The sequence below is a fragment of the Luteipulveratus flavus genome (assembly GCF_029439465.1).
GTDB classification, from domain to species: domain Bacteria; phylum Actinomycetota; class Actinomycetes; order Actinomycetales; family Dermatophilaceae; genus Luteipulveratus; species Luteipulveratus flavus.
In genome coordinates, this window is the sequence record NZ_JAROAV010000028.1 from 15,359 (window position 1) to 34,929 (window position 19,571).

Sequence of the window (19,571 nt, forward strand, 5' to 3'; positions counted from 1 at the left end):
CATGAGCATCGAGCGCGTGCGCCGGTCCTTCTACCGGGGCGGCTCCGGCCGGATGGTCAAGGTGGGGTCGCACGCCTGACGAGACACGGCCCGAGCACTCTGCTCATGAGCTCCCGAACGTGGCGAAGGTGCCCTCGGCCATCGACGCCGACACGGTCAGCGACTCGATCTCGTCGCACGCGTAGACCAGCCGGAAGTGGACCTCGCGCCCGGGCTGGACGTAGCGGCTCACCGGGCCGTACGCCAGACCTGCCTCGCCGATGTCGGCCTTCGGCGAGGTCGCCTTCTTCCCGCCGCACATGCCCTGGAACGAGACGTCCGACGACGGGAAGGGGTCCTTGCTGCTGTTGGACAGGGTGATCCGCACGTCGGCGTACTTGCGGGAGTGGTCGACGTCGTCGTCCTTCAGCGCCACCAGACGCGGCTTCTCCAGCATGACGGTCGCTCCCGTGGTCGACGCGCGGGCCTCACCGAACGGGGAGACGCCGACGTCCGACGGCGTGGCCGTGGGCGCGTCGTGAGTCGCGTTCACCGTGACGGCAGCCTGCGACGTGGGCGCCGAGCTGCTGCCGCCGCCGCACCCGCTGAGCGCGACCGACGCCGCCACCGCGGTGAGCACGGCGATCATGACCTTCATCTGGTTCTCCATCCTGATCGGAACGCCCATCTTCGCGCGTCGCCGGGTGGGAGAGGGACGCGGTTCACGCGAACCGACACCGACGCGTGACTCAGGGCGTCGGACCTGGCCGGCATCAGGGCCGCCACCCAGGGGTGACCGGCCGTGCCGGGTCACCTGTCCTGGCTGAGCCGCACGACCGTGGCGTGCAGCGGCCAGAACATCGCCGACGGCAGGGGTACGCCGTGGGCCGAGGCCTCCAGGTACGTCAGGTGCACCGTCCACCCGTCGCGGTAGGAGCGGGCCAGGTCGCCGAGCCCGGCGTGGGTCACCTCCAGCATCGTCCCCTCGTCGGCGGGCGACAGCGTCCAGGAGACCTCGCTGCGTGGCTCGTCCGGGAACTCCCACGAGTACGTCAGGGCCTCGCCGGGCACGAGCGCCGTCACCGTCGAGGCACAGCGGTGCCCGTCCCCGTGATCGACCACGAACGACTCGTCCGGGGCGACCGCGCCCGACACGACCTCGCCCAGCCACTCGGCCATCCCTGGAGGGCTGGTGAGCGCCTGCCAGACACGTTCGGGCGCGGCATCGACCCGCCACGTCATCTGCACCCGGTTGTCCACGACGTCGGCGATCACGAGAGGCACCAGGTCACCGTACGGGCGCGGCGCGTCGGCTCTCCCGTCGTATCTCATCGCCGCGGCGAAGTCGCCGACGGACGGCGCGCCTCCGTCACGCTCCTGTACGCCGCCAGCTTTCGCAAGCGCGAAGCATTCCCACGCTGGATCTTGCCCGGTAACGTGCGGTCGTGGGCTGCTGGACGTCGTTGTCGGCCGCGCCATGCTCCGCGGCACGGAGTCGAGATCGGTTGGAGCCCTCTCGATAGACCTCAGGGGAATGCTCGGGACACGCCAAGCTCGGGCGGAAGGACAACCTCACACGCGTCCACCTGCCATGCTGACATTGGCGACTGGAGAGGGTGGGCAAATGTCAAAGGCCGACGACATGCAAGGGCTCTTCAAGAAGGCAGCCGAAATCGCCTCAGTGGTGCCTCCATCTATGCAAGAGGCAGCCTTTCATCGAGCCTTGGATCTGCTCACAGGCACTGGAAGTTCAAATGCCGGACCTGCGGTGGTCAAGCCTGAGAACCCGGACGGACGGAGAGTCGAGCAAGAGGGCCAACCGTCCGAGGATTCGGTTGACGGCCTGGCGAGGGTTATGGCGGTGTCGCGAGATAAGGCCACGGAAGTCGACCAAGAAAAAGCAGTCCTGGGACGGTCAATCGCGCTGCTAGTTGTTGCGAGCCGAGAAGCCGGCGTAGATGGCCTAACTGCGAAAGACCTCGCACAGATTTTGACCGAGAAGTTCCGCCATAGGACGACCCGGCAAGCGGTGATCATGGCGCTAGACAATGCGGGAAATATGGTTGACCGGCACAAGAGCGGCACAGCCGCCGCGGTTTACCGCGTCATGAGGGCGGGTGAGGAGTGGTTGGCCACTCCAGTGGACGAGCGAAGCAAGCCCACGGCCGCTCGGACCCGTCGGCGCGCGACCACGAAGAAGACCATTGCGCCAACCAAGGCGACGGGAACGACGCCGACCGGCGCCAAGGCCAAAGGGGCGCCGACGACGGCTAAGGCAGCCTCCACTGGCCGAGGCAGAAAGGGCCCAAAGGCGATGTTGGAGGTGCTGATCGGCGAAGGCTTCTTCGCTACCCCACGCACGATCGGCGACATCAGGACACAACTGCGCGACCAAAAGGCCATGAGTTTCGAAGCTACGGACCTGTCCCCGGGACTCACCCGGCTGTTGCGGGAAGGCAAGCTCCGGCGCGAGAAAGCGGACAAGCAGTATGTCTACAGCGCAGTCTGATCTCGAAGCGGCGCTCAGCGGGGTTCCCGCCTTGTATAGAAATCGGTTGGCCAGGGCGCACACGAAGATGAAGGCGGCCCACCGAGCGCAGGAGCACGACGCTTGCGGGGTCCAGGCAGGAAAGATCTGCGAGACCATGATCCGGTACCTCCAGGCGACGTTGCTAGGCAAACCAACGCCGTTCGGCACTCCGCTCTCCAATTTCTCAGATCTGTGCAAGAGCATGGAGCAGTCTCCGAAGGCGGCCGGTGGCGACGAGTTGCGCATCTTGATCCCGCGTGCGTTGAACTTCGTGTACACGATGCGAAACAAGCGCGGCATGGGTCATGAGGGCCAGGAGGTTAACTCGCACGAGGCAGATGCATCAGCGGTCGTAGCCTTGGCAAATTGGTGCGTCGCGGAACTGATCCGCGTCACATCGACCCTTCCGATGGAGGATGCGCAGAGGGTCGTCGACGCCCTCGCCGAGCGGGAATTGCCACTCGTCTGGTCCGGCGCAGGCGGCAAGCGCGTGCTGAAACCACAACTGTCGCGCAGCAACCAGGTGCTCACCCTCCTGTACTCAGAGAAGGAGGAGGCAACGCCCGTCGAGGACCTGTGCTCGTGGGTGGAAGCGCCGCGGCTTGACCACTTCAGAGCCCGCGTAATCGTTCCAATGCATAAGGAGCGCCTGGTCGAGTACGACAAGGACAGCGAGACCGTGATTCTTCTGCCGCCGGGCGTCGCAGCCGCGGAGGCGCTGTTGGGTGGGTAGCTCTCGAGGTTCGCCTTCGATCCCCCGGCTGCCATCACATGGGGGCCGATGGCCGAGTGGCCGGTGTTGCACCGGGCATTCGGCTACCGCTGGCGCACGACGTTGACCAGGGCAGGCGTGGCGGGCGTGAGACTCCACGATCTGAGGCACTCTTCGCCTCCGGCCCGATCGCATCCCGCTGCGACGGCTTTGCCGCCCAGCGCGCCCTCGGCCACGCCACATCCACGACTAGACCGTCCGCCTAGGCCCACCAATGGTGTCCGACCGCCACGAATCGGGTGCGCGACGCCGCCTCAAGGGCTTGCCGCCCAGATCCTCAGCCCTGGTGAGGGGCGGAGGACGCATCATCAGCCCTACACGGCCGCTCTACACGTTGAAGCGGAACTCGACGACGTCGCCGTCCTGCATCACGTAGTCCTTGCCCTCCATGCGGGCCTTGCCGCGCGAGCGGGCCTCGGCGACGGAGCCGGCGTCGACCAGGTCGTCGTAGGAGATGACCTCGGCCTTGATGAAGCCCTTCTGGAAGTCGGTGTGGATCACACCGGCCGCCTGGGGCGCCGTCGCGCCGGCCGGGATCGTCCAGGCGCGCGACTCCTTCGGCCCCGCCGTCAGGTACGTCTGCAGGCCGAGGGTGTGGAAGCCCTTGTGCGCCAGCTGCCCCAGCCCGCGCTCGGTCACACCGACCGACTCCAGCAGCTCGGCCGCGTCCTCGTCGTCCAGCTCGGCGACCTCGGACTCCAGCTTGGCGTTGAGGAAGATCGCGTCCGCCGGGGTCACGAGCGCCTGCATCTGCGCCTGGAACGCCTCGTCGGTCAGCTGGTCCTCGTCCACGTTGAAGACATACAGGAACGGCTTGGTGGTGAGCAGCCCGAGCTGGCGGGTGTACGCCGGGTCAATGTCCTTGTTGCCCGCGGACATCGCCGCGAAGAGCGTCTGCCCCTCCTCCAGCACCGCGCGCGCTGCCAGCGCCGTGTCGAGGACGGCCTTGTCGGTCTTCTTGCCCTTGACCTCCTTCTCGATGCGCGGGACCGCGTTCTCGAGGGTCTGCAGGTCGGCGAGGATCAGCTCGGTGTTGATCGTCTCCATGTCCGAGGAGGGCGAGATCTTGCCGTCGACGTGCGTGACGTCGTCGTCGACGAACGCGCGCACGACCTGGCAGATGGCGTCCGCCTCGCGAATGTTGGCGAGGAACTTGTTGCCCAGACCCTCGCCCTCGGACGCGCCGCGCACGATGCCGGCGATGTCGACGAACGACACCGTCGCGGGCAGCACCTTCTCCGAGCTGAACAGGTCGGCGAGCACCTTCAGCCGCGGGTCGGGCAGCGGGACGACCCCGACGTTGGGCTCGATCGTCGCGAACGGGTAGTTCGCCGCGAGCACGTTGTTCTTGGTCAGGGCGTTGAACATGGTCGACTTGCCGACGTTGGGCAGTCCGACGATTCCGATGGTGAGGGCCACGGGCACAAGAGTCTAGGTGCTCCGGCGCGTCTTCCCATCCGCCGAGCGCTCGGCGCCGAACTCCATCGGTGAACTTCTCCGCGCCGCGCGCCCTGGTCGCCGGCGTCCTCGCCGCCGCAGCGGGCATGGCCGCGGGCCATCTCGCCGCCGGTCTGACCCGTCCCGAGGCCTCCCCCGTGCCCGCGGTCGGGTCGGCCGTGATCGACCGCACACCCACGCCGGTCAAGGAGTGGGCGGTGCGGACCCTCGGCACCTGGGACAAGCCCGTCCTGCTGGGCTCGGTGTCGCTGGTGACTCTCCTGCTCGCGGCCACCGCCGGTCTGCTGGCGCGGCGTCGCCCGCTCGCCGGCGTCGCCCTCCTGGTCCTGCTGTCCGCGGTCGCCGGGGCCGCCGCGCTGAACCGACCCGCGGCCGACGGCCAGTACGTCCTGCCGTCAGTGGTCACCGCCGTGGTCGGATGTGCCGTCCTGCTGGCCCTGCTGCCGGCCCGCTTCCGGGTGCCCGGGCGCGCGACCGAGCTCTCCGCGTACCCGTCCGGCATGGACACCCGCCGCGGGTTCCTCCTCGGGACGGGCACCGTCGCCGCCGCGTCCGTCGGGGCCGCGGCGTTCGGGCAGCACCTGACCGGAGGCGACCCGAGCAGCGACGTGCGGCTCCCGCAGGCTGCCCGGACCGAACCCGCGCTCCCCCGCGGCCTGGAGCCGACGTACCGGGACATCAGCTCGCTGCGCACCCCGAACCAGGGGTTCTACCGCGTCGACACCGCCCTCGTCGTCCCCCGCGTGAAGGCGGACACCTGGGAGCTGCGGATCGACGGCGACGTCCGCCGGCCGTACACCCTCACCTACGACGACATCCGCGCGATGCCGCTGATCGAGCGCGACATCACCATGACCTGCGTGAGCAACGAGGTCGGCGGCCAGTACGTCGGCGCGGCGCGCTGGCTGGGCGTGCGGGTGGCCGACCTGCTCCGGCACGCCGAGGTCGTGGACCCGGGCCGGCCGGGTCGCCAGGTGCTCAGCCGGTCGGTGGACGGGTTCACGGTCAGCACGCCGCTGGGCGCGCTGACCGACGACCGGGACGCCCTCCTCGCCATCGGCATGAACGGCGCCCCGCTGCCGGCCACGCACGGCTTCCCCGCCCGGCTGGTGACACCCGGCCTGTACGGGTTCGTCGGCTCCACCAAGTGGGTCACCCGGCTCACCGTCACCACGTACGACGCCGCCCGGGCGTACTGGACCCGGCGCGGCTGGGCCACCGACGCCCCGGTGAAGCCGTCGGCCCGGATCGACACGCCCGCGAGCCTGGCGAGCCTGCCCCCAGGAACGGTCACCATCGGCGGTGTCGCCTGGGCACAGCGGCACGGGGTCGTGCGGGTCGAGGTGTCGATCGACGACGGGCCGTGGCGACCCGCAACGCTCGGCCCCGACGTCGGCGTCGACTACTGGCGCCAGTGGGTCCTGAAGGCCGACCTCGGCGGCACCGGACGCCACTCCATCCGGGCCCGCGTGACCGACGGCCGCGGTCAGGTCCAGAACGACGAGCGGGCCCCGGTCTTCCCGTCGGGCTCCTCGGGCATCCAGGAGGTGGTCGTTCTTGTGGGTTGACGAAAAACGTTGCTGCACAAACCGATCCGAATGGTCGTCCGCGCCGAACCCCTGCCGACGCGAACGACCGACGTGAAGGAGCACCACCATGAAGACCACCCGCCGCGGGCTCACCGCAGCACTCGTCCTGAGCCTGCCGCTGGCGCTGGGCGCCTGTGGGTCCAGCGACTCCAGCAGCAGCTCCGGTACGCCCAGTGCCGCGGCGTCCGCCGCCGGCGGCTCGTCGTCCGCCGGCTCGTCGTCGGCCGGCTCGTCCAGCACGATGGGCGGCATGGGCAGCGGCTCGTCCTCCAGCGGGATGAGCGGGATGAGCGGCATGTCCCACTCGGGCATGTCGCACGACATGGGTGGCGCCGCCGCGCCGTTCGGATCCGGCTGTGCAGCCGTCCCGAAGTCGGGCAAGGGATCCTTCTCCGGCATGGCCCAGGACCCGGTCGCGACCGCCGCCAGCAACAACCCCGCCCTGTCGACCCTCGTCACCGCCGTCAAGAAGGCCGGCCTCGTCGACACCCTGAACAACGCCAAGGACATCACCGTCCTCGCCCCGACGAACGACGCGTTCTCCAAGGTGCCGAAGGCCACCATGGACAAGGCGATGGGTGACCCGAAGGGCCTGCTCACCACGGTCCTCACCGGTCACGTGATCCCCGGCAAGCTCTCGCCGGAGCAGCTGGCCGGCACGCACAAGACGCTGTCCGGCAGCATGGTGAAGATCACCGGCTCGGGTCAGTCGTTCACGGCCGACGGCACTGCCAAGGTCGTGTGCGGCAACGTCCCCACCGCCAACGCGACGGTCTACATCATCGACTCCGTGCTGCTCCCGAAGGGCTGACGGCGCACCGACATGACCGCAGTCGCCGCTTTCCCGAGGTCATCGGCCATGATGGTCGGCATGGCTCCCGCGTCGTCGCCCCGTGCGCGCGAGGACGCAGCCTCGGGGAGCGGTGTCAGCGGGCTGCTGACGGCCGTCGCGAGCGGTGACCGGGCGGCGTTCGAGCGCCTGTACGACGAGACCGCGCCCCGCGTGCACGGCCTCGTGCTCCGGGTCCTCGCCGACCCCGCGCAGGCCGAGGAGGTCACCCAGGAGGTCTTCCTGGAGATCTGGCGGACCGCACCGCGGTTCGAGGCCGCACGCGGTTCCGCATTCGGCTGGTTGCTGACGATCGCGCACCGCCGCGCCGTGGACCGGGTGCGCTCGAGCGCCGCCGCCCGTACGCGGGACGTGACGTACGAGCGGCAGGCGTCCGCCGGTCCGTACGACAGCACGGCCGAGACGGTGACCGCGCTGCTGGACGCCGAGCAGGTCCGGGGCGCGCTCGCCCGGCTGACCGACCACCAGCGCGAGGCCGTCGAGATGGCGTACTTCGGCGGCCGGACGCACACTGAGATAGCCGAGACGTTGGGGATACCGCTCGGCACCGCCAAGTCCCGCATCCGCGACGGACTACGCCGACTTCGAGACCACATCGGAGGTGAACGATGAACGACGACGAGATCCACGAGCTCGCCGGGGCGTACGCCCTCGGTGCCGTCGACGACATCGAGCGCGCCTCCTTCGAGCGGCACCTGAAGACCTGCGCTGCCTGCCAGGAGGAGGTCGCGTCGTACGACGACGCGCTCGTCGCCCTGGCCTCGACGGCCCGTCCGGTGGCGCCGCCACCGGCGCTGAAGAGCCGGATCATGGACGCGCTCCCCGAGCAGGCGCCGGCACCCGCTCCAGCCGGTGCGCGGCCCGCGCACCGGCCGGAGCGCCGGACGTTCGCGAGCCGGACGCGCCTCCTCGTCGCCGCCGCGGTCGTGGCGCTCCTCGCCGGCGTCGGCGTCGGGATCGCGCAGCCCTGGCAGCAGCCCACCTCGGTCGCGTCGCTCTCACCCGCCGAGCGCGTCCGCCTCGCCCCGGACGCCAAGGAGTACCAGGGCCGGGTCGGCGACGGGTTCGTGCTGGTGACCGCGTCCGCCGCCGAGCGCGCCGCCACGATCACGACCGACCGCCTCCCGCCGGTCGGGAGCGACCGCACGTACCAGGCGTGGTTCCTCGACGCGTCCGGTACGCCGCGGTCCGCGGGTCTCCTGCGCGACGACGGGCCCCAGCTGCTGACCGGCGTACCCGGCCCATCGCTGGCGCTGTCGGTCGAGCCCAGCGGTGGCTCCAAGGCCCCGACCACCAAGCCGGTCGTGCTCGTCGCCCTGACATGACCGGTCTGGTCCACCTCCGGCTCGTCGTGCCGGAGGACCTCGCCGACCAGGTGCGCGGACTGCTCGTCGACCACGAGTGCGCGACCAACGTGGTCGTGCTCACTGGCGCCGCCCGCAAGCCGGCCGGTGACGTGATCGAGGCGGACGTCGCCCGCGAGGCGGCCAGCAGCGTGCTCGACGACCTCGCTGCGACCGGCCTGCCGGACCGCGGCGGCATCGTTGTCTCCGAGCCGACCGACACGCCGTTCGCCGCCGCCCGGGAGCTGGACCGCGCGGCTCCCGGCGACCCCGACGACGCGGTGATCTGGAGTGCCGTCCTCGACGATGCCGAGGCTGCGAGCCGACCGACGATCACCTACCTGGCGTTCCTCGTCCTGGCGACCGTGCTCGCCTCGATCGCCGTCATCACCGACTCCTCCGTCCTCGTCGTCGGGGCCATGGTCGTCGGCCCGGAGTTCGTGTCGGTCGCGGCCGTCTGCGTCGGGCTGGTCATGGGGCGCTGGTCGCTCGCGGCGCGCAGCCTCCTCCTGCTGGTCGCCGGTTTCGCCGCCGCCATCGCGCTGGTGACCGTCCTGGCCCTCCTGGCCGTCGCGACCGGGTTCGTCAGCGACGCGATGGTGACCCGGCCGCGCCCACTCACCGGGTTCATCTGGCACCCCGACCGCTGGTCGTTCGTCGTGGCGCTGGTCGCCGGCGCCGCGGGCGTCCTCGCCGTGGCCACCCGGAAGAGCAGCACCATGGTCGGCGTCTTCATCTCCGTCACCACCGTGCCTGCCGCGGGCAACCTCGCACTCGGCCTGGCCATCGGCGACCGCAGCGAGATCGTGGGCAGCGCCACCCAGCTCGGCGTGAACATCGTCGGGATGGTGCTCGCCGGCATCGTGACGGTCGCGGCCCTCAAACTGGCCTGGGCGCGTGTGGCGCGGCTCGGACCGCCTGTCGGAGGTCGCTGACAGGGTGTGACCCATGATCATCGCGCTCGCCCTCATCGGTGGCATCGTGCTCGGCGCGCTCGGCGCCACGGCCTGGCTCCGGCAGTCCCACGCCGCCCACTCCGCCGGCCTGGCGACCGAGCGGGACCTGCTGCGGGAGCGCGTGGTCGACCTCGAGGCGGCCGTCAGCGACGACGCCCAGACGGCCTCGGTGCTTCTGCCGCTGCGGGACGCGCTCGGCCGGGTCGAGCGCCAGGTCAGCACCCTCGAGCGGGATCGGGTCGAGCAGTTCGGCGAGCTCGCCGCGCGCCTCACCGACGTGGCCAGCACCACGACGGCGCTGCGCGACCAGACCGCCAGCCTCGCCGGCGCGCTCAACTCCTCCACCACCCGGGGCGCGTGGGGCGAGGTCCAGCTACGCCGGGTCCTGGAGCACGCCGGCATGCTCGCGCACTGCGACTTCGAGGAGCAGGTCAGCGCGACCACCCACCACGACGTACGCGTCCGCCCGGACGTCGTGGTCCGGCTGCCCGGTGAGAAGGTGCTGGTCGTCGACAGCAAGGCGCCGCTGACCTCCTTCCTCGCCGCGCAGGCCGACGGGCTCTCCGATGAGGAGCGCTCGCGGCACCTGTCCGACCACGCCCGCAAGCTGCGCGGCCACGTCGACGCGCTCGCCGCGAAGGAGTACTGGTCGGCCTTCACCACCGCCCCGGAGATGGTGGTCTGCTTCGTCCCCGGAGACGCAATCCTGGTGGCCGGCCTCGCCGCCGACCCCGGCCTGCTCGACCGCGCCATGAGCCGGCGCGTCGTGCTCGCCTCCCCCAGCACGCTGCTCGCCCTGCTGCGGTCGGTCGCCTTCGCCTGGCAGCAGGAGGCGCTGTCCGGCAGCGCCCGTGAGCTGCTGACGCTCGGGAAGGAGCTCTACGCCCGGCTCGCCACGCTCGGCAAGCACACCGCCGACATGGGTGCCTCGCTGCGGCGCTCGGTGGAGACGTACAACGCGATGGTCGGCTCGCTGGAGTCGCGCGTGCTGGTGACGGCTCGTCGGATGGGCGAGCTGGACCTCACCGCCGACCCGCTGCCGCTGATCGCGCCGGTCACCACCGCGCCGCGACCGCTGACCGCCCAGGAGCTGATCGACGCCGTGGACGACGACGTCGCCCGCCCGCAGCTCGAGCTGGGTCGCTCGTCCTCAGCTCAGCCGCGCGGCGACCGCGAGGTCGGCTGAGCCGCCGACTCAGCGCAGCGAGATGTGCAGCGAACTCAGTGCAGCGAACCCGCGTCGTGGCGGACCTTGGCCGCCGCCTCGTTGCCGTCGCGCGCCTTGAGGTCACGACGCAGCTCGTTCGGGAGCGCGAACAGCAGGCTCTCCTCGGCGGCCACGACCGGCGAGACATCGCCGTACCCGCGCTGGGCGAGGAAGTCGAGGACGTCGCGGACGAGCACCTCGGGGACGGACGCCCCGGAGGTGACGCCGACGGTGGTCACACCCTCCAGCCAGGCCTCGTCGATCTCGTCGGCGTAGTCGACCAGGTGACCGTCCTGCGCGCCGTGCTCGAGCGCCACCTCGACGAGCCGCACCGAGTTGGAGGAGTTGGTCGAGCCGACCACGATCATCAGGTCGGTCTCCGGCGCCATCTGCTTCACCGCGAGCTGGCGGTTCTGCGTGGCGTAGCAGATGTCGTCCGAGGGCGGGTCCTGCAGCTTCGGGAACTTCTCCCGCAGACGGCGGACCGTCTCCATCGTCTCGTCGACCGACAGCGTGGTCTGGGACAGCCAGACCACCTTCTCGGGGTCGCGGACCTCAACCTCGTCCACGTGCGCCGGGCTCTGCACCAGCGTGATGTGCTCCGGCGCCTCACCGGAGGTGCCCACGACCTCCTCGTGCCCCTCGTGGCCGATGAGCAGGATGTCGAAGTCGTCGTCGGCGAACCGGACGGCCTCGCGGTGCACCTTCGTGACCAGCGGGCACGTGGCGTCGATCGTCTTCAGGCTCAGCTGCTTGGCCTCGTCGTGCACGACCGGTGCGACACCGTGCGCCGAGAAGATCACCGTGGCGCCCTCGGGCACCTCGTCGGTCTCGTCGACGAAGATCGCGCCCCGCTTCTCCAGCGTGGTGACGACGTGCTTGTTGTGCACGATCTGCTTGCGGACGTAGACCGGCGGGCCGTAGAGGTCCAGCGCCTTCTCCACCGTCACCACGGCGCGGTCCACGCCGGCGCAGTAGCCGCGAGGGGCGGCGAGCAGTACGCGCTTGGTCCGGGTCTGGGCCTGGGCGTCGGTGGGGACAGTCATGACCACCATGGTAGGTGGCGGTGCGCGGCCGCCGACCTCACCCTCGGCGCTCGACCAGCTCCGCCCGGAAGTCGCCGGGGACCAGCAGCCCCTCGAACCGCTCGGCCGGTGGAGTCTCGACGACGAGGTCGAAGCGCCGCACCAGCCAGGTGGTCACGAGGGCCAGCTGCAGCATCCCGAGCTGGGCGCCGACGCACACCCGCGGACCGGCTCCGAACGGGATGTAGGTGTGTCTTCGGGGCGCCGGCGCACCGGGCAGCCAGCGGTCCAGGTCGAACCCGGTCGGGTCGCGCCACCAGCGCGGGTCACGGTGCAGCAGGTACGGGCTGAACACGACCTCGTACCCGGCGGGCAGCGGCCACCGCCCGAGCTGCGTCCCGCTCCGGACCCGTCGGCCGATCAGCCAGGTGGGCGGACGCCGCCGCAGCACCTCCCGGATGAACGCCGACGTCACCGGCAGCTCCGCGACACCGTCCGAACCCGCGGCATCGGCCTCGGCCCGTACCCGCTCGGCCTCCTGCGGGTACGCCGCCAGGTCGGCGAGCACCCACGCCATCGCCGCTGCGGGCACGCCGTACCCCGCCATCAGCACACCCCGGACGAACCGCCGGGCGCTGACCGCGTCGACCGGCTCCGCTCCGGCGAGGAGCTGGTCGAGCAGGTCGCGCGGCTCACCGCTCCGGCCGCGCCGCTCGGCGATCCGGCCCGCCACGGCCTCGCCCAACCGGTCCATCAGCTCGGCCCGCAGGGCGACGAAGCTGCGCTGCCGGCGCCCCGGCCACCAGGACGGCACCCGGTAGGACGTCCCGCCCACCGGCACCAGGGCAGCGGTGTTCGCAGCGACCAGCTCGGGCACGCCGGCGGCGCTGTGGCCGAGGCAGTGGTCGGCGGTCGCCGCGCCCATGAGCCGCTCGAACGTCGGCATCGGGTCGATCACGCCCGGGCCCGGGAACGTCCGGTCCACCAGCTCGCGCAGCCGACCGACGTGGGCGGTCACGGCCGTCCGGGACAGGCGGTGCCAACCGACGCGACGAGCGGCCATCCAGCTGTCCGAGCTCGCGGCAGCGCCCTCGAGGTCGACCTCGTCACTGAACGGGCTGCCGTCCCCGTCGAAGTCGGTGTTCGTGCGAGCGAGCACCTGGTGGATCAGCTCCGGGTCGCCGATCAGCGTGGTCCGCCGGTCGTAGGACAGCACGTCGCCGTACTCCTGCTGCGCGGCGCGCAGGAATCCCAGGCGGTCGCGGTCGTACGCGAGGGTGTTGCCGAGGAGCCGCGAGGCCCGTGGGCCGGGCGGGCGGGAGGTCGATGCACTCATGACGGACTCACCACGTCGGCCCGCGGTCCGCCCTTGCTGGGCGGGACCGCGGGCCGACGACCGGAGCGTCAGTTCCAGTAGGTGTAGCGACCACCGAGCTTGGTTCGGCCGGTGGCACGAGCGAAGACCTGCTTGACGATCCTGGCCATGATGTGACTCCTTCTCGTCGTGGACTGTCGTCCGGTGAGCTGGCGTCGCCAACGTATCGACGGCACCAGCGGCGCTCCCTCCGGCGCAGACCAACAGTTGCCCAAGAGTTCGTCTGCCCCGTCAGGTCCGAGCCTGGTCGGCGCTGTCGTCCTCAGCCAATAGCCTGCCGGGGTGAGCACCCCCCTCCCCGAGCGCGCCGCGGACACCACGGCCGAGCAGCCCTGGCCGGTGCGCACGCTCAGCCTGAAGATCTCCGACTACGTCGACAAGATGGCGCCGCTGTGGGTCGAGGGCCAGGTGGTGCAGCTGAACCGCCGCCCGGGCACCTGCTACCTCACGCTGCGCGACACCGAGGTCGACATGTCGCTGTCGGTCACCGTCCCGGCCAACACCCTGGACGCGATGGGCGCGGCGGTCCGCGAGGGCGCGCGCGTCGTCGTCCACGCCAAGCCGACGTTCTGGACCAAGCGGGGCACCCTCCATCTGGACGCGCGGCAGGTCCGCCCGGTGGGCGTGGGCGAGCTGCTCGCGCGCCTGGAGCACCTCAAGCAGCTGCTGCGCAGCGAGGGGCTGTTCGACCGGTCGCGCAAGCGCCCCCTGCCGTTCGTCCCTCGGACGGTCGGCCTGATCACCGGACGCCGGGGTGCCGCGGAGAAGGACGTCGTCCAGAACACCCGCCGTCGCTGGCCGGCGACGCGGTTCGAGATCCGCGAGGTCGCGGTCCAGGGGCCCGACACGGTGCCGGCGGTCACCGAGGCGTTGCGCGAGCTGGACCGGATGCCGCAGGTCGACGTCATCGTCATCGCCCGGGGCGGCGGGTCGTTCGAGGACCTGCTCCCGTTCAGCAACGAGAGCCTGGTCCGGGCCGTGGCCGAGGCCACCACTCCCGTGGTGTCGGCGATCGGCCACGACGTCGACACTCCCCTGCTCGACTTCGTCGCGGACGTCCGTGCGTCCACGCCGACCGACGCGGCCAAGCACATCGTCCCGGCCCTGGAGGAGCAGCTGGCCGGGCTGACGGCCACTCGGGAGCGCGCGACCCGGGCCCTGCGCCATCGCCTGGTCTCCGAGCGTCGGCACCTGGACGCGCTGCGCAGCCGTCCCGTCCTGGCCGACCCGCACACGATCGTGCGGCTGCGCCGGCAGGAGATCGACGGGCTGCTCGAGCGCACCACCTACCGGCTCCGCTCGCGGCTGGAGCGCGCGGCCGACCAGGTGGACCACCTGCGAGCGCAGATCCGCGCGCTGTCGCCGCTGTCCACGCTCGAACGCGGGTACGCCGTCGTGCGCCGCCCCGACGACACCGTGGTCATCGACCCGGCGCAGGTGCAGCCCACTGATCTGCTGCGGGTCTCGGTGGCGCGCGGCGAGCTCACTGTCAGGCAGGCCACGTAGGGTGACCGCCATGTCTGGCACCGAGCAGAGCCCGCCCTCCCAGGTCGCCCTCGCGGCGCACCCCGACATCGCGGGTCTGGGGTACGAAGCGGCCCGCGAGGAGCTCACGGCCATCGTCGCCAAGCTCGAGGGCGGCCACGCCTCCCTCGAGGAGTCGATGAAGCTCTGGGAGCGCGGCGAGGCGCTCGCGCAGCACTGTCAGGCGTGGCTCGACGAGGCGGAGCAGCGGCTGACCGCTCAGGAGGACGACGCCTCGGACTGACGGTCCGCCCTCAGCGACCCGCCTGGAGGGAGCCGGCGAATCGCTGCAGCTCCGCCCACCCGGCCTTGCCGGTGACCACGGTGTCGAGCCCGGCCAGCGGTTCGACACGGACCAGACTGCGCTGGTCGTTGTCCTTGTTCTCTACCTTGGTCCAGGCCACACCGGCGAGCGAGATCTGCTGACCGGTCTCGGCGCGGAACCCGGTCTGGTCCTTCACCCAGCCGTCGGTCCCGTTCTTCGTCTGCTCCAGCGAGACGAACTTCCCCGACGGCGCCTGGTAGCCGGCGTGCCAGCTGGGGGCCTTCCCGTCGTACCGCAGCAGCCGGACGTTGGTGGGGACCCAGTCCGAGGAGAGCCCCTGCGGGAGCGCGACCTGCCACTTCTGCTGGGCGCTCACCTCGCGGGCGATGCCCGGGACGTCCTGCACGCTGCGGGGCACGGTGCTGACACGCGGCACCATCGCCACCCAGACGGCGCAGGCGGCAATGAGGACCACCATCGAGATGATCATCGAGCGTGCCGAACCGCCCATCCCCCGGCGTCGCGGCGCCGGAGAACCAGACGGCGCGGGTGTGGTGTCCGGTGCAGTGCTCACCCCTCCATGGTCGCCGATCAGGTCGTACGCCGTCGAACCGGGCCCGGCCCACCGGCGGGCGTCTCGATAGAGTCGGCCCACCTGCGGTGACCAGCCGCCACCGACCTGCCCGAGGAGATCCATGTCTGCGGACAGCACGCCCACCTCAACGACCGGCGCCGAGGTGCCCGACCGCAACCTGGCTCTCGAGCTCGTCCGCGTCACCGAGGCGGCCGCCATGGCCGGTGGCCGCTGGGTCGGTCGGGGGGACAAGAACGGCGCCGACGGTGCCGCCGTCGCCGCGATGCGCAGCCTGATCGCCTCGGTCAGCATGAACGGCACGGTCGTGATCGGCGAGGGCGAGAAGGACGACGCCCCGATGCTCTTCAACGGCGAGCAGGTCGGTGACGGCACCGGCCCGGAGGTCGACGTCGCGGTCGACCCGATCGACGGCACCACCTTGACCGCCAAGGGCATGACCAACGCCGTGTCGGTCCTCGCGGTCAGCGAACGCGGCTCGATGTACGACCCGAGCGCGGTGTTCTACATGGACAAGCTCGCCACCGGCCCGGAGGCCGCCGACGTCGTCGACATCCGGCTGCCGGTCGCCGAGAACATCAAGCGGGTGGCGAAGGCCAAGCGCCGCAGCGTGTCCGACGTGACGGTCGTGCTGCTGGACCGGCCGCGCCACGAGCAGATCGCCGACGAGATCCGTACCGCCGGCGCCCGGATCCGGTACATCTCCGACGGTGACGTCGCCGGCGCGATCATGGCGGCGCGCGAGGACACCGGCATCGACCTGCTGCTCGGCATCGGCGGCACCCCGGAGGGCATCATCGCCGCCTGCGCGATCAAGTGCCTCGGCGGCGTGCTGCAGGGCCAGCTGTGGCCCAAGGACGACGACGAGCGGCAGAAGGCCGTCGACGCCGGTCACGACCTGACCGCGGTGCTGTCCACCAACGACCTGGTGACCGGTGACAACTGCTTCTTCGTCGCCACCGGCATCACCGACGGCGAGCTCCTCAAGGGCGTCCGGTACCGCTCGGGCGGCTGCACCACGCAGTCGCTGGTGATGCGCTCCAAGAGCGGCACGATCCGGCTGATCGACGGCTACCACCAGCTGTCGAAGCTGCGGGAGTACGCCGCGGTCGACTTCGAGCACTGAGCCCCACCGCCATGACCCGCACGCTCGTCGTCGGCGAGGCCCTGGTCGACATCGTCCGCCGCCCGGACGGGAGCGAACGAACGCACCCGGGCGGCAGCCCGCTGAACGTCGCGGTCGGGCTGGCCCGGCTCGGCCATCCCGTGCAGCTCGCGACGTCCATCGCGCGGGACGAGCACGGGGACGCGATCCGGTCCCACCTCGCCGCCGACGGCGTGCCGCTGACTGTGGGCAGCGACGGCGCGTCCCGTACGCCGACGGCCACCGCGACGCTGGACGAGCACGGTTCTGCCACCTACGAGTTCGACATCGAGTGGGCGCCGCGCGAGCTGCCGTCCGACGGGTTCGGCCACCTGCACACCGGCTCGATCGCGGCGGCTCTGCAGCCGGGGGCGACCGCCGTGCGGGAGGCGGTCGAGCGGGCGCGGCCCCACGCGACGGTGTCGTACGACCCGAACGTACGGCCGTCCCTGATGGGTGAGCCGCAGGACGTCCGGTCCGACATCGAGCAGCTGGTCGGGCTGTCCGACGTCGTCAAGGCCAGCGACGAGGACGTGCGCTGGCTCTACGGCGAGCACGCCCCGATCGATCAGGTGGCTCGCCTGTGGGCGCGCCTCGGCCCGTCGCTGGTCGTCCTCACCCGTGGTGGCGATGGTGCGCTGCTGCACCTCGCCGCGAGCGACGAGCCGGCCGAGCTGCCCGGGCGCGCGGTCGAGGTCGTCGACACCGTCGGCGCCGGCGACTCGTTCATGTCCGGGCTGCTGTCCGGCCTGCTCGACGCGGGCCTGCTGGGCGAGCCCGACGCGCGCGAGCGCCTGCGCCGCGCAACCCTCGAGGATGTACGCCCCTCGCTCGACCGCGCCGTGCAGGCCTCGGCGATCACCGTGTCGCGAGCAGGGGCGCAGCCGCCCACGCGAGCCGAGCTCGGCTGACCCGGACGACCTCAGTCGCGCCGTCGGTGGGTGGCGGCCGGGCCGGGGCGGATCGAGATCGTCTCGTACGTCGCGTCCGGGCCGGCGGTGAGCGCGGTACGGACGGCCGTGGCCACCGACTCGGGACGCAGGAACTCCTTGGGATCGTACGGCCGACCCTCCGACGCGACCAGCTCGCGCTGCATGTCGGTGTCCACCCGACCCGGGTGCACGGAGCAGACGCGGACGCCGTCCGGACGCAGCTCCTCGCGCAGCACGTCCGAGAGCGCGGTCAGCGCGAACTTCGAGGCCGGGTAGTGCCCGCCGGCGCCACTGGCGCGCAGGCCCGAGCCGGAGTTGATGGTGACCACGGTGCCCTGCGCCGCGACCAGCGCGGGCAGCAGCAGCCGGGTGAGATCGGACACCGCGATGACGTTGACCTCGAGGATCTCCCGCCACAGGGCCCGCGAGGACTCCTCCGTCCGCGCGCCGCCGCCCAGCCCGGCCGAATGCACGACGCCGTCCAGCCGGTCCAGCCCGAGCGCGGCGACGGCATCCGTCGTGGAGTCCTCGTCGGCGAGGTCGACGACGAACGGGCGCGCGGAATCGTAAGCCGCACAAGCCTTCTCGACGGCGGCGCGATCGCGCCCGCCGACGATCAGCATGTGGTCCGGCGCGAGGGCGTCGCACACCGCCTTGCCGATGCCGCGGGTGCCGCCGGTGACGAGGACGAGTGGACGGCCGGAGGAGTCAGTCATCCCGCCACCGTACGGCTACCGCTCAGGACGCCTCCTGGCTCCCGGCCGCGTCCTCGCCCGCCTGCCGGTCGCTGACCGACTCACGGGACCGCGCCCGCTCCAGCGCCGCCCGGCGGGCGTCCTCGCTGTCCTGGGCGATCTCCGTGGCCTTCGCGTCGTCCCGGGTGAGGTTGTCCCCGGAGTTCGGGTCGAACACGTGCATCAGCTCCGGGTCGAACACCAGCTCGGCCTCCTGGCCCTCACGGATCCGGGAGCGGGCGTCCAGGTTGACGACCAGCTGGGTGCGCAGGCCCTCGCCGTCCAGGTCGCGGTCGAGCTCCTCGAGCGTCGAGTGCACCGCCTCCGGGGCCTCGAACGGGATGTAGGCGTACTGCTCGTTGCCGAGCCACTCCGTCTGGTCGACGACGGCCGAGAACCGCACGCCCTCGACGCCGCCCAGCGAGGCGTCCTTGAAGTACTCCGGCCGGATGCCCGCGATGACGAACTCGTGGCCCTTGATCTGGTCGGCCAGGTTCTGCGAGATCGGCACGTCCACGAACGGCAGCTTCAGGGTCGAGCCCACCACCTGGGCGGGCAGGAAGTTCATCGGCGGCGAGCCGATGAACCCGGCCACGAACAGGTTGACCGGCTGCTCGTACAGCTCACGCGGCGACGCGACCTGCTGCAGGACGCCCTTCTTCAGGACCGCCACCCGGTCGCCGAGCGTCATCGCCTCGATCTGGTCGTGCGTGACGTAGACCGTCGTCGTCCCGAGGCGCCGTTGCATCCGGGAGATCTCGGTGCGCATCTGACCGCGCAGCTTGGCGTCCAGGTTGGACAGGGGCTCGTCGAACAGGAACGCGTCCGCCTCGCGGACGATCGCGCGACCCATCGCGACCCGCTGCCGCTGACCACCGGAGAGGTTCGCCGGCTTGCGCTCCAGGTGCTCGTTGAGCTCCAGCATGGACGAGGCCTGGTTGACCTTGCTGCGGATCTCGTCCTCGTTGTGCTGACCCTTGGCCAGCCGCAGCGGGAAGGCGATGTTCTCGAACACCGTCAGGTGCGGGTACAGCGCGTAGTTCTGGAAGACCATCGACAGGTTGCGGTCGCGCGGCGCGAGGTCGTTGACGCGCTTGCCGTCGATCATCAGGTCGCCCGAGGTGATGTCCTCGAGGCCGACGATCATCCGCAGCAGGGTCGACTTCCCGCAGCCGGACGGACCGACCAGGATGACGAACTCGCCGTCGGCGATGTCGAGCGACACGTCGTTCACCGCGGGGAAGCCGTCACCGTACTTCTTGACGAGATTCTTCAGCTCGATGCTTGCCATGGGGA

20 protein-coding genes are annotated in these 19,571 nt (G+C 71.2%); 12 read left to right on the plus strand and 8 right to left on the minus strand.

The window, feature by feature from the left end; translation table 11 throughout:
• Positions 1-103: 103 nt before the first annotated feature.
• Positions 104-637: a hypothetical protein gene (locus tag P4R38_RS08780; protein ID WP_277191863.1), complete on the minus strand. Its 534-nt coding sequence runs from the start codon at positions 635-637 to the stop codon at positions 104-106.
• Positions 638-789: 152 nt separating this feature from the next.
• Positions 790-1,263, minus strand: a complete 474-nt coding sequence (locus tag P4R38_RS08785; protein ID WP_277191864.1) for an SRPBCC family protein — start codon at positions 1,261-1,263, stop codon at positions 790-792.
• Positions 1,264-1,603: 340 nt separating this feature from the next.
• On the opposite strand from P4R38_RS08785, the gene P4R38_RS08790 reads away from it, so the two are divergent.
• Together P4R38_RS08790 and P4R38_RS08795 are read left to right on the plus strand one after the other, a co-directional pair.
• A complete protein-coding gene (locus tag P4R38_RS08790; RefSeq protein WP_277191865.1) occupies positions 1,604-2,488 on the plus strand; it encodes a hypothetical protein in 885 nt (294 codons plus the stop codon).
• Positions 2,489-2,624: 136 nt separating this feature from the next.
• On the plus strand, positions 2,625-3,242 hold the full coding sequence (locus P4R38_RS08795; protein ID WP_277191866.1) for a hypothetical protein: 618 nt from the start codon (positions 2,625-2,627) through the stop codon (positions 3,240-3,242).
• Between the two features lie 366 nt (positions 3,243-3,608).
• Here the strand turns inward: P4R38_RS08795 and ychF are convergent, their stop codons facing one another.
• On the minus strand, positions 3,609-4,700 hold the full coding sequence (gene ychF, locus P4R38_RS08800; RefSeq protein ID WP_277191867.1) for a redox-regulated ATPase YchF: 1,092 nt from the start codon (positions 4,698-4,700) through the stop codon (positions 3,609-3,611).
• A 68-nt stretch (positions 4,701-4,768) separates the two neighbouring features.
• On the opposite strand from ychF, the gene P4R38_RS08805 reads away from it, so the two are divergent.
• From P4R38_RS08805 to P4R38_RS08830, 6 genes are all read left to right on the plus strand, one after another.
• Positions 4,769-6,307: a molybdopterin-dependent oxidoreductase gene (locus P4R38_RS08805; protein ID WP_277191868.1), complete on the plus strand. Its 1,539-nt coding sequence runs from the start codon at positions 4,769-4,771 to the stop codon at positions 6,305-6,307.
• A gap of 88 nt (positions 6,308-6,395) precedes the next feature.
• Positions 6,396-7,139 (plus strand): fasciclin domain-containing protein, encoded by a 744-nt coding sequence (locus tag P4R38_RS08810; protein ID WP_277191869.1) that lies wholly within the window; start codon positions 6,396-6,398, stop codon positions 7,137-7,139.
• 60 nt (positions 7,140-7,199) lie between these two features.
• Positions 7,200-7,790, plus strand: coding sequence for an ECF RNA polymerase sigma factor SigK (gene sigK / locus P4R38_RS08815; RefSeq protein WP_275237785.1), 591 nt, complete (start codon positions 7,200-7,202; stop codon positions 7,788-7,790).
• Positions 7,787-8,503, plus strand: coding sequence for an anti-sigma factor (locus P4R38_RS08820; protein ID WP_277191870.1), 717 nt, complete (start codon positions 7,787-7,789; stop codon positions 8,501-8,503). The genes sigK and P4R38_RS08820 overlap by 4 nt, the downstream gene beginning before the upstream one ends.
• On the plus strand, positions 8,500-9,456 hold the full coding sequence (locus P4R38_RS08825; RefSeq protein ID WP_277191871.1) for a DUF389 domain-containing protein: 957 nt from the start codon (positions 8,500-8,502) through the stop codon (positions 9,454-9,456). Before P4R38_RS08820 ends, P4R38_RS08825 begins: the two co-directional genes overlap by 4 nt.
• A 13-nt stretch (positions 9,457-9,469) precedes the next feature.
• Positions 9,470-10,663 carry a DNA recombination protein RmuC gene (locus P4R38_RS08830; protein ID WP_277191872.1) on the plus strand — a complete coding sequence of 398 codons (1,194 nt, stop codon included), beginning with the start codon at positions 9,470-9,472 and terminating at the stop codon, positions 10,661-10,663.
• A gap of 35 nt (positions 10,664-10,698) precedes the next feature.
• On the opposite strand, the gene P4R38_RS08835 is transcribed toward P4R38_RS08830, so the two are convergent.
• Together P4R38_RS08835 and P4R38_RS08840 are read right to left on the minus strand one after the other, a co-directional pair.
• Positions 10,699-11,730 carry a 4-hydroxy-3-methylbut-2-enyl diphosphate reductase gene (locus tag P4R38_RS08835; protein ID WP_277191873.1) on the minus strand — a complete coding sequence of 344 codons (1,032 nt, stop codon included), beginning with the start codon at positions 11,728-11,730 and terminating at the stop codon, positions 10,699-10,701.
• A 37-nt stretch (positions 11,731-11,767) separates the two neighbouring features.
• Positions 11,768-13,045, minus strand: coding sequence for a cytochrome P450 (locus tag P4R38_RS08840; RefSeq protein WP_277191874.1), 1,278 nt, complete (start codon positions 13,043-13,045; stop codon positions 11,768-11,770).
• Between the two features lie 321 nt (positions 13,046-13,366).
• Here P4R38_RS08840 and xseA point away from each other — a divergent pair, with 321 nt between their 5' ends.
• Both xseA and P4R38_RS08850 read left to right on the plus strand, forming a co-directional pair.
• On the plus strand, positions 13,367-14,590 hold the full coding sequence (xseA, locus tag P4R38_RS08845) for an exodeoxyribonuclease VII large subunit (RefSeq protein WP_277191875.1): 1,224 nt from the start codon (positions 13,367-13,369) through the stop codon (positions 14,588-14,590).
• A gap of 10 nt (positions 14,591-14,600) precedes the next feature.
• On the plus strand, positions 14,601-14,852 hold the full coding sequence (locus P4R38_RS08850; protein WP_275237778.1) for an exodeoxyribonuclease VII small subunit: 252 nt from the start codon (positions 14,601-14,603) through the stop codon (positions 14,850-14,852).
• Between the two features lie 10 nt (positions 14,853-14,862).
• Here the strand turns inward: P4R38_RS08850 and P4R38_RS20055 are convergent, their stop codons facing one another.
• Positions 14,863-15,666 carry a DUF4245 domain-containing protein gene (locus tag P4R38_RS20055; RefSeq protein WP_346770749.1) on the minus strand — a complete coding sequence of 268 codons (804 nt, stop codon included), beginning with the start codon at positions 15,664-15,666 and terminating at the stop codon, positions 14,863-14,865.
• Here P4R38_RS20055 and glpX point away from each other — a divergent pair.
• Together glpX and P4R38_RS08865 are read left to right on the plus strand one after the other, a co-directional pair.
• A complete protein-coding gene (gene glpX / locus P4R38_RS08860) occupies positions 15,569-16,591 on the plus strand; it encodes a class II fructose-bisphosphatase (protein ID WP_277191876.1) in 1,023 nt (340 codons plus the stop codon). The genes P4R38_RS20055 and glpX overlap by 98 nt on opposite strands.
• Before the next feature lie 11 nt (positions 16,592-16,602).
• A complete protein-coding gene (locus tag P4R38_RS08865) occupies positions 16,603-17,520 on the plus strand; it encodes a carbohydrate kinase family protein (RefSeq protein ID WP_277191877.1) in 918 nt (305 codons plus the stop codon).
• A gap of 11 nt (positions 17,521-17,531) precedes the next feature.
• On the opposite strand, the gene P4R38_RS08870 is transcribed toward P4R38_RS08865, so the two are convergent.
• Together P4R38_RS08870 and P4R38_RS08875 are read right to left on the minus strand one after the other, a co-directional pair.
• On the minus strand, positions 17,532-18,257 hold the full coding sequence (locus P4R38_RS08870) for an SDR family oxidoreductase (protein ID WP_277191878.1): 726 nt from the start codon (positions 18,255-18,257) through the stop codon (positions 17,532-17,534).
• A 22-nt stretch (positions 18,258-18,279) separates the two neighbouring features.
• The gene (locus P4R38_RS08875) at positions 18,280-19,566 is read right to left on the minus strand and encodes an ABC transporter ATP-binding protein (RefSeq protein ID WP_277191879.1); all 1,287 of its coding nucleotides are present in this window, start codon (positions 19,564-19,566) and stop codon (positions 18,280-18,282) included.
• Positions 19,567-19,571 lie beyond the last annotated feature (5 nt).